Source organism: Streptomyces sp. NPDC021749 (genome assembly GCF_040640655.1).
In the GTDB taxonomy this organism is placed as follows: domain Bacteria; phylum Actinomycetota; class Actinomycetes; order Streptomycetales; family Streptomycetaceae; genus Streptomyces.
In genome coordinates, this window is sequence record NZ_JBFACE010000006.1 from 19023 (window position 1) to 31553 (window position 12531).

The window sequence follows — 12531 nt, forward strand, 5'->3', positions numbered from 1 at the left end:
CCGCACGCCCGCGACGGACGACCCCTGCACCTATACACCGCGGGTATACACGGCCGTTACACCGCCGAGTAAGGTGGTCGGCATGTCAATCGGTCATACGCTGCTGGGCCTTCTGGAGTCCGGCCCCCGCCACGGCTACGACCTCAAGCGGGCCTTCGACGCGCACTTCGGCCAGGACCGCCCGCTGCACTACGGGCAGGTCTACTCCACGATGTCCCGGCTGCTGAAGAACGGCCTGGTCGAGGTGGACGCCGTGGAGCCCGGCGCCGGCCCGGAGCGCAAGCGGTACGCGATCACCGACGCCGGCGTCACCGATGTCGCGCGGTGGCTGGCCCGCCCGGAGAAGCCCGAGCCGTACCTGCAGTCGACGCTCTACACCAAGGTGGTGCTGGCCCTGCTGACCGACCGCAACGCCGCCGAGCTCCTCGACGCCCAGCGCGCCGAACACCTGCGGATGATGCGCGGACTGACCGAGCGCAAACGCACCGGTGACCTCGCCGACCAACTGATCTGCGATCACGCGCTGTTCCACCTGGAGGCCGATCTGCGCTGGCTGGAGCTGACCGCCGCCCGGCTGGACAAGCTGGCGGAAACGGTCCGGCCATGACGCCCGAGGGCTCCCTGCTCGGCGCCGAGGGGCTGCACAAGACCTACGGCCGCACACCGGCCCTCGCCGGCGCGGACTTCTCCATCCACCCCGGCGAGGTCGTCGCCGTGATGGGCCCCTCCGGCTCCGGCAAGTCGCCCCTGCTGCACTGCCTGGCCGGGATCATCACCCCCGACTCCGGCACGGTCCGCTACGGCCCGCACACCCTCACCGGCCTGACCGACGCCCAGCGCAGCGCCCTGCGCCGCAGCGACTTCGGCTTCGTCTTCCAATTCGGCCAGCTGGTACCGGAGTTGACCTGCCTGGAGAACGTCGCCCTGCCGCTGCGGCTGAACGGCACCCAGCGCAAGGAGGCCGAACGCCGGGCCGGCGAGTGGCTGGAGCGCCTGGAGGTCGAGGCGGTGGCCGGCCAGCGGCCCGGCGAGATCTCCGGCGGCCAGGGCCAGCGGGTCGCGGTCGCCCGTGCGCTCGTCACCCGGCCCCGGGTGATCTTCGCCGACGAACCCACCGGCGCCCTGGACTCCCTCAACGGCGAGCGCGTGCTGACCCTCCTGACCGACGCCGCGCGCGACACCCACGCCGCCGTCGTCCTGGTCACCCACGAGGCCCGGGTGGCCGCGTACTCCGACCGGGAGATCGTCGTCCGCGACGGCACGGTGAAGGACATGCTGGCGGGCTTGGTATGAGCCGGCCGCACTCCCGCCCCGGCACCCACGGCGCGGGCGGCGGCGGCCCGTTCGGCGCCGCCCGGTCCGGCCCCGGTGCCTGGGCCCGCGACCTCGCGACGGGCATGCGGTTCGCGGCCGGCGGCGGCCGCGAGGGCTGGATCCGTACCGCGCTGACCGCCGCCGGCGTCGCCCTCGGCGTGGCCGTCCTGCTGCTCGGCACCTCCGTCCCGCACCTGATGGACGCCTGGCACGGCCGCGAGAAGGCCCGCGAGAACCTCGGCCAGGAGCACCCGCCCCGGCCCTCCGACACCACCCTGCGCTACGCCTCCACCGACACCACCTTCCACGGCATCCCGGTCCGCGGCCGGCTGGTCCGCCCCGACGGCACGCGCCCACCGGTCCCGCCCGGCATCGACCACCTCCCCGGCCCGGGCCGGATGCTGGTCTCCCCCGCCCTCAAGGAACTGCTCGGCTCCCCCGGCGGCGCCCTGCTGCGCGCCCGCCTGCCGTACGAGATCGCCGGCACCATCGGCGACGCGGGGCTGCTCGGCCCGAAGGAGCTCACCTACGTCGCGCAGAGCGACACCCTGGCCGCGCCGGACGGCTACCGCATCGACCACTTCGGCGAGGGCTGGGAGCCGCGGCCGATGAGCGCCCCGGCCGTCCTGCTGGTGATCATGGCGTGTGTGGCGCTGATGACGCCGGTGATGGTCTTCATCGGGACGTCGGTGAGGTTCGGCAACGAGCGCCGCGAGCGCCGGCTGGCGGCGCTGCGGCTGGTCGGTGCCGACGTCCCGACGACCCGCCGGATCGCCTCCGGGGAGGCGCTGTTCGGCTCACTGCTCGGGGTGGCCGGCGGCGCCGCGCTGTTCCTGGCCGCCCGCGGGCTGGCCCCGCTGATCACGCTGTGGGACATCAACGGGCCGGCTGCACGGCGGCCCGGTCTCCTGGCAACTGGCGGTCCGCAGACTCCAGTTGAACAGCGGCTCGGCCACCCGCGCGGTCAGCGGGATCACCGTCGCGGTGGCCGGCGCGATCGCCATCCACATGCTGATGACGGGCATGCAGGCCGGGTACGCCGCGGCCTACGCGGAGTCCGGCAAGCTGCCGCGGATCGGCCTGTGGGCCAACGCCAAGGACTGGCCCACGACCCCACGGGCGCTCACCGCGCTGCGGGCCACCCCCGGCGTGACGGACGCCCGCGGCGCCATCGACGGCCTCGCCGGCCCGCTCCACACCGGCCGTGCCCCCACCACCGGCGCGCACCCCGTTCACCTGGCCGGGGAGAAAGTCACCCTGCCCGAGTCGATCGGCGCCGAAGTCGTGCTGGATGTGGGGCAGGTGCTGGACGACGCCCGGCCGCCGGCCCGCCGTAGCTGACCCTCACCCCTTCACGATCCGCACCGGCAACCCCCGCAGCGCCTCCCGCAGCGCCTGGGCGAACTCTTCGAACTCCTCCTGGCGGGCCGCGCCCGTGCGCATGGCCAGGGCGATCCGGCGGGACGGGGCGGGGTCGGCGAAGTAGCCGGTGGTGAGCTGGTCGTTGCGGCCGGTCTCGACGCGGAGGGCGGTGCGCGGCAGGAGGGTCACGCCGAGGCCGCCGGCCACGAGTTGGACGAGGGTGGAGAGGCCCGCCGCGCTCGTCGTGACCGGGGTGTTCTCGTCGCGGCCGGCCTCCCGGCAGATGTCCAGGGCCTGGTCGCGCAGGCAGTGGCCCTCGTCGAGCAGCAGCAGGTCGAGTTCCTGGAGTGCCTGGCGGGGGATGTCGCCGCGGCCGCCGAGCCAGTGCTCCTTGGGTGCGACGAGCACGAAGTCCTCGTCGAAGAGCGGGAGTTCGGTGACCTGGGGCACGCCGAGGGGGACGGCGAGGAGGAGCAGATCCAGGCGTCCGTGCGCCAGGCCGTCGAGCAGGGACGCGGTCTGCTCCTCGTGGACCTGGAGGTCCAGGTCGGGGTAGGTGTCGTGGACCAGGCGGAGCACGGCCGGGAGCAGGTACGGCGCCACGGTCGGGATGACGCCGAGGCGGAGGACGCCGGTGAAGGGCGCGCGGGCCGCCTCGGCCTCCTCCATCAGGTCGCCGACGGCCTCCAGGACCGTACGGGCCCGGGCCGCCACCCGCTCCCCCGCGGGCGACAGCAGCACCTTGCGCGTCGTACGCTCCAGCAGCTGCACCCCGAGGGTCTCCTCCAGTGCGGAGACCGCGCCGGACAGCGCGGGCTGGCTCATGCCGATCTCGGCCGCCGCCTCGCGGAAATGCAGATGCTCGGCCACCGCCGCGAACGCCCGCAGCTGGGCCAGGCTGGGCTGGCGGGGCCGGCCGCTCTGGCTGGCTGATGAAGCCACTGATAACCACCTCCGATCAACATCAACCAGTCTAGCTATTTCCCTGATCAATGCCTCCTGTGGCACTGTGAGTTCCGTCCAAGCCTCAAGGAAAGCCTCAAAAGGGACTTTCTACGCAACAAGGAGAGCGCGTGCTCACTGTCGGTGACAAGTTCCCCGAGTTCGACCTGACTGCCTGTGTCTCGCTGGAGAAGGGCAAGGAGTTCGAGCAGATCAACCACAAGACCTACGAGGGCAAGTGGAAGATCGTCTTCGCGTGGCCCAAGGACTTCACCTTCGTGTGCCCGACCGAGATCGCCGCGTTCGGCAAGCTGAACGAGGAGTTCGCCGACCGTGACGCCCAGATCCTCGGCTTCTCCGGCGACTCCGAGTTCGTGCACCACGCCTGGCGCAAGGACCACCCGGACCTGACCGACCTGCCCTTCCCGATGCTCGCCGACTCGAAGCACGAGCTCATGCGTGACCTCGGCATCGAGGGCGAGGACGGCTTCGCGCAGCGCGCCGTCTTCATCGTCGACCCGAACAACGAGATCCAGTTCACGATGGTGACCGCCGGCTCCGTCGGCCGTAACCCCAAGGAGGTCCTGCGGGTCCTCGACGCCCTCCAGACGGACGAGCTGTGCCCGTGCAACTGGAGCAAGGGCGAGGACACCCTGGACCCGGTCGCGCTGCTGGCTGGTGAGTGAGACCCATGGCCCTCGATGACCTGAAGTCCGCGGTCCCGGACTACGCCAAGGACCTCAAGCTGAACCTCGGTTCGGTGATCGGCAACAGCGACCTGCCGCAGCAGCAGCTGTGGGGCACGGTCCTGGCCTGCGCGATCGCCTCCCGCTCGCCGAAGGTGCTGCGCGAGCTGGAGCCCGAGGCGAAGGCGAACCTCTCCGCCGAGGCGTACACCGCCGCCAAGTCGGCCGCCGCCATCATGGCGATGAACAACGTCTTCTACCGGACCCGGCACCTGCTGTCGGACCCGGAGTACGGCAACCTGCGCGCCGGCCTGCGGATGAACGTCATCGGCAACCCGGGCGTCGACAAGGTCGACTTCGAGCTGTGGTCGCTGGCCGTCTCGGCCATCAACGGCTGCGGCATGTGCCTGGACTCGCACGAGCAGGTGCTGCGCAAGGCCGGTGTGGAGCGCGAGACGATCCAGGAGGCGGTCAAGATCGCCTCCGTCCTTCAGGCCGTCGGCGCCACCCTGGACGCCGAGGCCGCACTCGCCGAGTGACCCGGTAGCCGTACGGCGCCCGAACACGCGGAACCCCGCGGACGCACCGTCGTCCGCGGGGTTCTCGCATGGCCGGGGTGCTACTCCTGGTCTCCGTCACCGTCGTGACGGGTCCGCCGGACCGGCGGCGGGGTCGGTGCCACCCCGAGCGCGGTGGCACCGCGCGGGGCCACCGCCATCCGCAACGCCTGCTCCCGGGAGTACGAACGCAGATAGCCGACGGCCGTGTTGGTCACCGCCACCAGGGGCACCGCGACGACCGCGCCGCCGATCCCGGCGATCAGCCCGCCGGCCGCGACCGAGAGGATCACCGCGAGCGGGTGCACCCGGACCGCCCGGCCCAGGATGAACGGCTGCAGCACATGGCCCTCGATCTGCTGCACGGCCAGCACCACCGCCAGCACCATCAGCGCCGTGAAGACGCCCTGGGTGACCAGCGCGACCACGCACGCCAGCGCGCCCGAGACCACCGCGCCGACCAGCGGGATGAAGGCGAACAGGAAGATGAAGACGGCGAGCGGGACGGCCAGCGGCACATTGAGGAAGTACAGCCCGATGCCGATGAAGATGGCGTCGATGAGCGCCACGATGACCGTGCCGCGCACATAGGCGGTCAGGGTGCGCCAGGCCCGCGGACCGGCGCCCGCCACGCCCTCCCGGGCCGCGCCCGGTACGAGCTTGAGCACCCACTCCCAGATCCGCCGCCCGTCGTAGAGCAGGAAAAGGGTGGTGAACATCGCCAGCAGGATGCCGGTGAAGACCTCCAGGACGACGGTGACGCCCTCCAGACCGGCCGAGGTGATCGCCTCGGTGTTGGCGCCGATCGCGTCCTGCAGGTTCTTGGCGATGCTGTTGATCTGACCCTCGGTCACATGGAACGGGCTCTTCAGCAGCCAGTCCTTGAGCTCGCTGATGCCCTCCTGGATGCGGCTGGAGACCGAGTCGATGTTGTCCTGGACCTGCCACACCACGAACCAGCCGACCAGGCCCATGATCACGAAGCCGCCGATGAAGGTCAGCGCGGTGGCCGGCCCGCGCGGCAGCCCGCGCCGCCGCAGCCAGCCGACCGTCGGCTGGAGCAGCGCGGTGATCAGCATCGCCGCGATGAACGACAGCACGACCAGCTGGATGCTGGTGATCACTTGCGCCAGCACCCAGAGCGTGGCGGCCAGCACCAGCAGCCGCCAGCCGGCCTCCGCGGCGACCCGTACGCCCCACGGCACGGCATCGACCGGATCGGGGCGGGCCGCCACCGCCGGCGCGTACGAGGGCGGCGCGGGCACGGAGTCCGGTACCCGCGGGGCGGCCGGCGGCGCGCTCTCCGCGTCCGTGCCCGGATGCGGTACGCCGTCCCCGGCCCCGGGCAGCTGCGTACGGGGCACGGCGAGCGTGGCGACCGGGCCGTCGTCCGCCGCCGGCGCGTCGGCCACCTGCCCGGCGGGCACCGGCGGCGCCGTACGCTCGGCACGCCTCAGCTCGTCCGGGTCCCCGGCTGCCGCTGCGGCCTCGGCGCGGCGGCGCTGTTCCTCCAGCCGCTGCGAGAGCCGCGTCAGACCGGCGCCGAGGCCACCGACCCACTGAGGCAATCTGGACATCTGCCTTCCTCTTCCCCTCCCGTGCGCCATGCTGACGGGCACGACGTTACCCGTGCGCGACGCACGAAACCCCCGACGCGGTGCGTTCGGGGGTTTCGAGAGGCGCTGTGTGCGGCCGACGGGCCTAGTACCAGCTGTTGGCCTGCCAGAACGACCAGGCGCCGCAGGGGCTGCCGTAGCGGTCGTTCATGTAGTTCAGGCCCCACTTGATCTGGGTTGCCGGGTTCGTCTGCCAGTCGGAGCCCGCGGAGGCCATCTTCGAGCCGGGCAGGGCCTGGACGAGGCCGTAGGCACCGGAAGAGGCGTTGGTGGCGCGGTAGTTCCAGCCGGACTCGTGGTCCACGATGTTGCTGAAGCACTGGAACTGGTCGCCGGCCATCATCTGACGCGCGATGGCCTGCGTCTCGGCGATGGTGTACGAGCTCTTGCCGACCAGGTCGCCCAGGTCCGCGCGGGAGGAGGAGCGGGACGCGGCCTGCTCCTTCTTCTTGCGCGCGTCGGCTTCCTTCTTGGCCTTCGCCTCGTCCGCGGCGTCCTTCTTGCTCTGCGCGGTCTCCGCGGCGGCCTTGCGTGCGGCCTCCTGTGCGGACTTGAGGGCTGCCGCGTCCGCCTGGGTGGACTGGTCGTCCGCCTGCTGCGTCAGGGAAGCCGTCTGCACCTGGGCCTGAGCGCCCGCGGGGATGTCGGCGATGGTCGTCGCGTCGGCAGCGGTGGCCTCGGCGTTGACCGTGGCGGGCTGCCCTGCAGCGACGCCGACGACGGCGCCGACGGTGGTGACCGCGGTGGCGGAGGCCACGGCGAATCCCCGGACCGAGATCCGGCTCACACGTTTTCCTTCCAGCATCGCCCGCTTAGGTGACCTCGCGGACGCAATCGTGCCCCTGGCGCTGACCTCCCCTTGTTCCGGACCCTGTTGAGCGGGCGGGACCGGCTGGTCACGGGAGGCACTGGCCCGGTACGTCCCCCTCGGGGTCCGCGTGGTGCTCGGGCGGCATACGGCGACTCACTATGAAGTTCGGTTGTTCTGCACCGCTGGGGGTGCGGATGCCGTATGCGGGGCCTGACAGGACCCAGACTCTGCCCGAACGACACACCGGGAATCAATTCCCGGCCGGGTGTGAAAGCTCACACCTCGTTTACCCCCGGGTATTTTCGGATATCGGCGCGCAGCGGAACGCCGCCCGGCTAAGCTCCTTCGCTTCACCGGGCGGCGCCCCTTTACAGCAGGTCAGATCCGGACAACTGGCCTGATCCCAGCGGTTGTCCAGGCCTGGCGGGTCAGATCCTGCCGTCCTCCAGCATTTCGGTCACCAGTGCCGCAATCGGCGACCGCTCCGAGCGGTTCAGGGTGACATGGGCGAAAAGCGGATGCCCCTTCAGCTTCTCGACGACCGCGACCACTCCGTCGTAGCGCCCGACCCGGAGGTTGTCCCGCTGGGCGACGTCATGGGTGAGCACCACCCGGGAGTTGGCCCCGATACGGGACAGAACCGTCAAAAGGACGTTTCGCTCCAGGGACTGGGCCTCGTCCACGATGACGAACGCGTCGTGCAGCGACCGCCCGCGGATGTGGGTCAGCGGCAGCACCTCCAACATGCCGCGGCCCACCACCTCTTCGATGACGTCCTTGGTGGTCACCGCGGACAGCGTGTCGAAGACGGCCTGCGCCCAGGGGCTCATCTTCTCCGCCTCGCTGCCCGGCAGATAGCCCAGCTCCTGCCCGCCGACCGCGTACAGCGGGCGGAACACCATCACCTTGCGGTGCTGCCGGCGCTCCAGCACCGCCTCCAGGCCCGCGCACAGCGCCAGCGCCGACTTGCCCGTGCCGGCCCGCCCGCCCATCGACACGATGCCGACGTCCGGATCGAGCAGCAGGTCCAGCGCGATCCGCTGTTCGGCGCTGCGGCCGTGGATGCCGAACGCCTCCCGGTCGCCCCGGACCAGCCGGACCGTGCCGTCCGCGGTGACCCGGCCGAGTGCCTTGCCACGCTCGGACTGCAGCACCAGGCCCGTGTGCACCGGCAGCCCGGCCGCCTCCGGCACGTACGCGGTCTCGGTGGAGAACAGGTCGTCGACCTGCTCGGCGGGGACGGTCACCTCGGCCATCCCGGTCCAGCCGGAGTCGGTGATGGCCAGCTCGGCGCGGTACTCCTCGGCCAGCAGGCCCACCGAGGACGCCTTGATGCGCATCGGCAGGTCCTTGGAGACGACCGTGACGTCGAACCCCTCGGCCTGGAGGTTGCGCGCCACGGCGAGGATCCGCGAGTCGTTGTCACCCAGCCGGCTGTGCCCGTTGATGAAGCCCGGGGGCAGGATGCCGGTGTCGGAGTGGTTCAGTTCGACCCGCAGCGTCCCGCCGAGCTCCCCGATGGGGAGGGGCGAGTCCAGCCGCCCGTACTGCACCCGGTATTCGTCCAGCCGGCGCAGCGCCTGCCGGGCGAAGTAGCCGAGCTCGGGATGGTGCCGCTTGGCCTCCAGTTCCGTGACCACCACGACCGGCAGCACGACCTCGTGCTCGTCGAAGCGGGCCATGGCGCCTGGATCCGCCAGCAGCACACTGGTGTCGAGGACATAAGTGCGCCGGTCGTTGTCACGGCGCTGCTTGCTGTTCACCACGGGTGGACGAACCCCCTCGGCTGAGGTTGGGGTGCGACGGCGTCGCGGGGCGGTGTGCTCCCGGGGACGTGGTACGCCCGGCGGCTGCCGGGCAGCGTCCTTGGGACCCCCGGCCATCTCATGACCGGACCGGGCTCAGGCCACGATGCGCGGGCCGAGCGCCGGCCCCTCGCGTCGCCCGTGCGGTGCGCACGGATCTCCGTGATGTGCAAAGGGCCTCCCGGGCGGACGGCCCCATGCCGTCCGCTGAGATGCGGCGCCCGATGGCTTGTTCCGGACGCCGACCTGGATGGGATATTCCCTGGAACCCGCGTGGCCATGCCACGGCATATGACGCACGGTCGATGAACCTTGGGTTACGTGTGATCGCGTGACCCGGCCGGTCGGCACGGGCGGGACGAGCGGGGCCGACCGGGTGATTTCCGGCAGAGGCGACGTCAGAAAAGCCCCCGCCGGGGCCCGTTCGGGGCCGGCGGGGGCTTCGCGCGACGAGGGTGCTGCCTGCTAGAAGCCGTAGCGGCGGTGCCGGGCCGCGTAGTCGCGCAGTGCGCGCAGGAAGTCGACCTTCCGGAACGCCGGCCAGAAGACCTCGCAGAAGTAGTACTCCGAATGGGCGCTCTGCCACAGCATGAAGCCCGACAGCCGCTGCTCGCCGCTGGTCCGGATCACCAGGTCCGGGTCGGGCTGGCCGCGGGTGTAGAGGTGCTCGGAGATCAGGTCGATGTCGACGATCTCGGCCAGTTCCTCGAAGGAGGTGCCGCGCTCGGCGTGCTCCAGCAGCAGCGAGCGCACCGCGTCCGCGATCTCCTGGCGGCCGCCGTAGCCGACCGCGACGTTGACCAGGATGCCCTTGTTGTCGAGGGTGGCCGCCTCGGACTCCTTGAGGACCTTCTGGGTGGCCTCGGGCAGCAGGTCCCGGTTGCCGACGTGGTGCACCCGCCAGCGGCCGTCGGCGGCCAGGTCCCGCACGGTGTTCTCGATGATGCCGAGCAGCGGCTTCAGCTCGGCCTCGGGCCGGTCGAGGTTGTCCGTCGACAGCAGCCAGAGCGTGACGACCTCCACATCGGTCTCCGCGCACCAGCCGAGCAGCTCGTCGATCTTGGCCGCGCCCGCCTGGTGGCCCTGTTCGGTCGTCCGCCCGTCGGCCCGCGCCCAGCGCCGGTTGCCGTCGAGGATGACGCCGATGTGCTTGGGCACCTGGTCGTGATCCAGGCGACCCTCCACCCGCCGCGCGTAAAGCCGGTAAACCAGATTCCGCAGTGCAGGCGGATACGGGATGCGCATCCCGGAAGATCGCAGCATGTGTGGTCCAGCCCCTCCGTGCCAATGGCGGTCGCCCCGTCGCCTCAAGTGGGCAACTTTACTTCTCGGCTGTCGAGACAGCCCCATCAGGTAGGTCACAGGTACGTGATAGGGAGATGAGCATGACTGGCACCGACTACCGCGCCGCGGATTCCCGCTACGACTCGATGAAGTACCGGCGAACGGGCCGCAGCGGACTCAAACTCCCCGCTATCTCCCTTGGACTGTGGCACAACTTCGGGGACGACCGCACCCTGAGCTCCCAGCGGGCCATCCTGCGACGCGCCTTCGACCTGGGTGTCACCCACTTCGATCTGGCCAACAACTACGGCCCGCCGCCCGGCTCCGCCGAGCTGAACTTCGGAAAGATCTTCGCGCAGGACTTCCGCGCCTACCGCGACGAGATGATTCTCTCCACGAAGGCCGGATATCTCATGCATCCGGGCCCCTACGGCGAATGGGGTTCGCGGAAATATCTCCTCTCGTCGTTGGATGCGTCACTGAAGCGGATGGGCGTTGATTACGTCGATATCTTCTACTCGCACCGCTTCGATCCGGACACCCCGCTGGAAGAGACGATGGGCGCCCTGGCCTCCGCCGTCCAGCAGGGCAAGGCCCTTTATGTCGGGATCTCCTCCTACAACGCCGAGCAGACCCGGGACGCCGCCCGCATACTGCGCGACATGGGCGTACGGCCGCTGATCCACCAGCCGTCGTACTCGATGATCAACCGCTGGACCGAGGACGACCTGCTGCTGGACACCCTGGAGGACGAGGGCATGGGCTGCATCTCCTTCGCGCCGCTGGCCCAGGGCATGCTCACGGACAAGTACCTCGACGGCATCCCCGAGGGCTCGCGCGCCTCCCTGGGCAAGTCCCTGGACCCGAACCTGCTCTCCGAGGAGGTCGTCCGCCGGCTGCGCGGCCTCAACGAGATCGCCGCCCGGCGCGGGCAGTCGCTGGCCCAGTTGGCCCTGGGCTGGGTGCTGCGCGACGAGCGGATGACCTCCGCGCTGATCGGTGCCAGCAGCGTCGCCCAGTTGGAGGCCAATGTCGCGGCCCTGGACGCCCCGGCCCTCACGGACGCCGAGCTGACCGAGATCGATCAGTTCGCGACGACCACGGACGGGGTCAACATCTGGGCCCGCCGGAGCTGACCGGCGCCCGGCGGCCGCCGCCCGGGAGCACTGCTTTCCGGCCACCTTCGAAGCGGCCGGTACGCCCGGCGCAGGCCGCAAAGAAAAGCGGGCCGGTCCGTGGGGGGGATACGGACCGGCCCGAGGGGGGGTTTCCACCATAACCCCGCGGAAGGGGTGCTGTGTGCACCGGCGCGCGCCGCGGCGTGGCTCCGGCGCGGCGAAGGGGGTGGAAAACGGGCCGTGCGTCCCTGCGCCCACCCGGGCGTACGGGGCCGGAAGGCGCCCCGGCGGGCGGGTCAGCGGGCCGCCAGCGCGGCCGGCAACAGGCCGCAGAACGCCCCGGCGATCATGAAGGGCCCCAGTGGCACGGCGGTTTTCCGGGCCTCGCGCCGGACGATCAGCAGCCCGGCGCCGTAGAGCCCGCCGAGCAGCACCCCGGCCGCGCCGCCGGTGACCACGGTGCGCCAGCCGTACCACCCGAGGGCGATCCCCAGTCCGAGCGCCAGCTTGACGTCACCCAGTCCGAGCCCCGCCGGGTTGACGAGGTGCAGGACCAGGTAGCAGGCGGCGAGGACGAGACCGGCCAGGAGGGCCCGCCACCAGGCGCCGGTGTCGCCGGTGAACCGGCCGGCGAGGCCCAGGGCCGCCGCGAGGACCGCGGCCAGCGGCAGGGTGAGCACGTCCGGCAGCCGCCGCACCCGCCAGTCGACGATCACCAGCAGCACCGCGGCCGGCGCCGCCAGCAGCCAGGCGGCGAGTTCCGGCCGCGGCCCGGTGGCCGCCGCGAGGGCCGCGCAGACCAGTGCGGTCAGTGCGGCCGTCGGCGGCCCGGCCGGCCCGTACGCGCCGCAGGCCGGACAGCACCCCGGCCCCAGCCAGCCGCGCGCCGCCCCGGTGATCGGATGTCCCCCCGGACACTCCGTGCGCCACTCCTCCTCGGGCGCGACGGCCATCCGGTGGGCGGGCCGCGGCAGGAGCAGCCCGGCCGCGGCCCCGTAGGCGGCGGCGAGCGCCATCAGCATCACTGACACAGCGT

At 71.5% G+C, this 12531-nt stretch carries 12 protein-coding genes; 6 read left to right on the forward strand and 6 right to left on the reverse strand.

All coding sequences use genetic code 11. The annotated features are described in order from the left end of the window. Positions 1-82: 82 nt before the first annotated feature. Genes AB0G35_RS07820 through AB0G35_RS07830 form a run of 3 tightly spaced genes read left to right on the forward strand, consistent with a single transcriptional unit; the run spans position 83 to position 2651 of the window. Complete coding sequence (locus AB0G35_RS07820) at positions 83-607, forward strand: PadR family transcriptional regulator (protein ID WP_360945393.1); 525 nt, start codon at positions 83-85, stop codon at positions 605-607. Beyond that, on the forward strand, positions 604-1293 hold the full coding sequence (locus AB0G35_RS07825; RefSeq protein ID WP_360945396.1) for an ABC transporter ATP-binding protein: 690 nt from the start codon (positions 604-606) through the stop codon (positions 1291-1293). The genes AB0G35_RS07820 and AB0G35_RS07825 overlap by 4 nt, the downstream gene beginning before the upstream one ends. Next, positions 1290-2651, forward strand: coding sequence for a hypothetical protein (locus tag AB0G35_RS07830; protein ID WP_360945399.1), 1362 nt, complete (start codon positions 1290-1292; stop codon positions 2649-2651). Before AB0G35_RS07825 ends, AB0G35_RS07830 begins: the two co-directional genes overlap by 4 nt. 7 nt (positions 2652-2658) lie before the next feature. On the opposite strand, the gene AB0G35_RS07835 is transcribed toward AB0G35_RS07830, so the two are convergent. Then, positions 2659-3618: a hydrogen peroxide-inducible genes activator gene (locus tag AB0G35_RS07835; protein WP_360945402.1), complete on the reverse strand. Its 960-nt coding sequence runs from the start codon at positions 3616-3618 to the stop codon at positions 2659-2661. Between the two features lie 131 nt (positions 3619-3749). Between AB0G35_RS07835 and AB0G35_RS07840 the strand changes: the two genes are divergently transcribed. Next, on the forward strand, positions 3750-4304 hold the full coding sequence (locus AB0G35_RS07840; protein ID WP_360945405.1) for a peroxiredoxin: 555 nt from the start codon (positions 3750-3752) through the stop codon (positions 4302-4304). 5 nt (positions 4305-4309) lie between these two features. Further along, positions 4310-4843 carry an alkyl hydroperoxide reductase gene (locus AB0G35_RS07845; RefSeq protein WP_030412180.1) on the forward strand — a complete coding sequence of 178 codons (534 nt, stop codon included), beginning with the start codon at positions 4310-4312 and terminating at the stop codon, positions 4841-4843. An 80-nt stretch (positions 4844-4923) separates the two neighbouring features. Here the strand turns inward: AB0G35_RS07845 and AB0G35_RS07850 are convergent, their stop codons facing one another. The 4 genes from AB0G35_RS07850 to AB0G35_RS07865 all read right to left on the reverse strand — a co-directional run bounded on the left by AB0G35_RS07850 (position 4924) and on the right by AB0G35_RS07865 (position 10338). After that, positions 4924-6438 carry an AI-2E family transporter gene (locus AB0G35_RS07850; RefSeq protein WP_360945408.1) on the reverse strand — a complete coding sequence of 505 codons (1515 nt, stop codon included), beginning with the start codon at positions 6436-6438 and terminating at the stop codon, positions 4924-4926. Positions 6439-6562: 124 nt separating this feature from the next. Then, on the reverse strand, positions 6563-7264 hold the full coding sequence (locus tag AB0G35_RS07855) for a transglycosylase SLT domain-containing protein (protein WP_360945411.1): 702 nt from the start codon (positions 7262-7264) through the stop codon (positions 6563-6565). Between the two features lie 452 nt (positions 7265-7716). Further along, positions 7717-9054: a PhoH family protein gene (locus tag AB0G35_RS07860; RefSeq protein WP_360945414.1), complete on the reverse strand. Its 1338-nt coding sequence runs from the start codon at positions 9052-9054 to the stop codon at positions 7717-7719. A 504-nt stretch (positions 9055-9558) separates the two neighbouring features. Continuing rightward, entirely contained in the window at positions 9559-10338 is a 780-nt protein-coding gene (locus AB0G35_RS07865; RefSeq protein WP_360946040.1) for an isoprenyl transferase, read from the reverse strand. A gap of 140 nt (positions 10339-10478) precedes the next feature. Between AB0G35_RS07865 and mgrA the strand changes: the two genes are divergently transcribed. Continuing rightward, the gene (mgrA, locus tag AB0G35_RS07870; RefSeq protein WP_360945417.1) at positions 10479-11513 is read left to right on the forward strand and encodes an L-glyceraldehyde 3-phosphate reductase; all 1035 of its coding nucleotides are present in this window, start codon (positions 10479-10481) and stop codon (positions 11511-11513) included. A 278-nt stretch (positions 11514-11791) separates the two neighbouring features. Here mgrA and AB0G35_RS07875 read toward each other — a convergent pair whose 3' ends face one another. Beyond that, positions 11792-12526: an A24 family peptidase gene (locus tag AB0G35_RS07875; RefSeq protein WP_360945420.1), complete on the reverse strand. Its 735-nt coding sequence runs from the start codon at positions 12524-12526 to the stop codon at positions 11792-11794. Between the last annotated feature and the right edge of the window lie 5 nt (positions 12527-12531).

Bases quoted from the DNA above. Each gene is read 5' to 3' on its own strand.
- AB0G35_RS07820 (WP_360945393.1), top strand. From the start codon at position 83: ATGTCAATCGGTCATACGCTGCTGGGCCTTCTGGAGTCCGGCCCCCGC.
- AB0G35_RS07825 (WP_360945396.1), top strand. From the start codon at position 604: ATGACGCCCGAGGGCTCCCTGCTCGGCGCCGAGGGGCTGCACAAGACC.
- AB0G35_RS07830 (WP_360945399.1), top strand. From the start codon at position 1,290: ATGAGCCGGCCGCACTCCCGCCCCGGCACCCACGGCGCGGGCGGCGGC.
- AB0G35_RS07845 (WP_030412180.1), top strand. From the start codon at position 4,310: ATGGCCCTCGATGACCTGAAGTCCGCGGTCCCGGACTACGCCAAGGAC.
- AB0G35_RS07850 (WP_360945408.1), bottom strand. From the start codon at position 6,438: ATGTCCAGATTGCCTCAGTGGGTCGGTGGCCTCGGCGCCGGTCTGACG.
- AB0G35_RS07865 (WP_360946040.1), bottom strand. From the start codon at position 10,338: ATGCGCATCCCGTATCCGCCTGCACTGCGGAATCTGGTTTACCGGCTT.
- mgrA (WP_360945417.1), top strand. From the start codon at position 10,479: ATGACTGGCACCGACTACCGCGCCGCGGATTCCCGCTACGACTCGATG.